The following is a 1885-nucleotide window of genomic DNA, read 5'->3' as shown; positions in this document are numbered from 1 at the left end:
GTGAACAGGCCCACCACACGGTCACCCACGGCCAGATCCGTCACACCGGGACCGACCTCCGCGACCACACCGGCCGCCTCGCCGCCCATGACCTCGTCGACGATCACCATGCCGAGCGCCGTCACCACATCGCGGAAGTTGAGGCCCGCGGCACGGACGTGGACGCGTACCTCGCCCTCGCGCAGCGGCTGGGCCGCGTCGGACGCGGGCACCAGGCAGAGGTTCTCCAGGATGCCGCTGGCGGAGACGTCCATCCGCCAGGGGCCTTCCCGCGGCGGCACGAGCGCCTGCTCCTCGGTCACCTTGACCAGCCTGCGCACCCGCGCCTCGCCGCCGTGCAGGACGAGCTCGGGCTCGCCCGTGGCCAGCGCGGCCGGCAGCGCCGACAGCGAGTCGGGCGCGTCGTCGAGGTCGACGAGGACGAAGCTGCCCGGGTTCTCCGCCTGCGCGGAACGGACCAGACCCCACACCGGCGACTGCGCGAGCGCGGTGATCCGCTCGCCCGGCTCGCCGGAGACCGCGCCACGGGTGACGAGGACCAGACAGGACCCGGCGAACCGATCCTCCGCCAGCCAGGTCCGCACGATCCGCAACGTCTCCTGCAGGGCGTCGTGGACCTGCATGGCAAGGTCGGAGCCGGACTCCGGGTCCGGCAGGCTGACGAACACGTACGGGGGAACGTCACCGGTCAGCTCGTCGAACGAGCCGTACGAGGCGAGCGGGGTGGACGGCGAGCCAGTCGAGGCGTACGAAGCGTCCGCGGCGTACGAAGAGGGGCCCGCGAGCCCGAGCGTATCCCGCCCGACGAGGGCCCAGGGCTCAGCGCGTACGTCCTCCGGGAGCGAGACGGCCCGCCACTCGGAACGGAACAGCGCACCGTGGAACGCCTCCCCGGCGGCACCGCCGGACAGGCCCTCGGCCGACACCGCCCGCAGCGCGAGCGAGGTGACGGTAGCCACCGGGGCGCCCGACTGGTCGGCCAGATCCAGTGCGACCGTGTCCTGCCCGGCCGACCGGATGTGCGCCCGCAGAGCGGTGGCACCCTGCGCGTGCAGGGTCACGCCGGCCCAGGAGAACGGCAGCAACGGACCGGATCCATCCGTGTGTTCGCCGTCGTTGAGGCTGGTCGCGTGGAGCGTGGCGTCCACGAGCGCGGGGTGGAGCGCGAAGCCGCTCGGGTCCGCGCCCTCGGGCAGCGCGACCTCGGCGAACACCTCCTCGCCCCGCCGCCAGGCGGCCGTCAGGCCCTGGAAGACCGGGCCGTAGCCGTAGCCGTCCGCTTCGGCGTTCGCGTAGAAGTCGGAGACGTCCACCGGCTCCGCACCCTGCGGCGGCCACACGCCGAGGTCGAACGTGGGGGTATGGACGCCGGGTGCCAGGACACCGGTCGCGTGGCAGGTCCAGACAGCCTGGTCGCTCTCGCCTTCGCCCTCCATGCGGGAGAACACCGAGAGTTCGCGACGGTTGTCGTCGTCAGGGGAACCCACGACCACGCGCAGCACGACGGCACCCTGGTCGGGGACGACGAGGGCAGCGGCCAGCGTCAGGTCCTCCACCGTGTCACAGCCGACCTCGTCACCGGCGCGCACCGCCATCTCCACGAAGGCCGTGCCCGGGAGGAGGACCGTGCCCATGACGGCGTGGTCGGCCAGCCAGGGGTGGGTACGGAGGGAGATCCGACCGGTCAGCACCACACCATCGGAACCGGGCACGGCGACCGCAGCCGCCAGCAACTGGTGATCCGTCGCCTCCAGACCGGCGGAAGTGACGTCACCGGCGCTGCCGGTGTTCTCCAGCCAGTAACGGGAGTGCTGGAAGGCGTATGTCGGGAGGTCGACGGTCCGCGCGTCGGCGGGGAGCGTCTTGTCCCAGTCGACGGACGCGC

At 72.7% G+C, this 1885-nt stretch carries 1 protein-coding gene; it reads right to left on the bottom strand.

The window, feature by feature from the left end; genetic code table 11:
• The coding region (locus ACZ4SA_RS36850) for a polyketide synthase dehydratase domain-containing protein (RefSeq protein WP_468283210.1) at positions 1-1885 on the bottom strand (1885 nt) is incomplete at both ends.

Source organism: Streptomyces sp. NPDC027962, assembly GCF_055566095.1.
The sequence above is the reverse complement of the archived record's forward strand: the minus strand, read 5'-3'. Positions and strand labels throughout refer to the sequence as shown.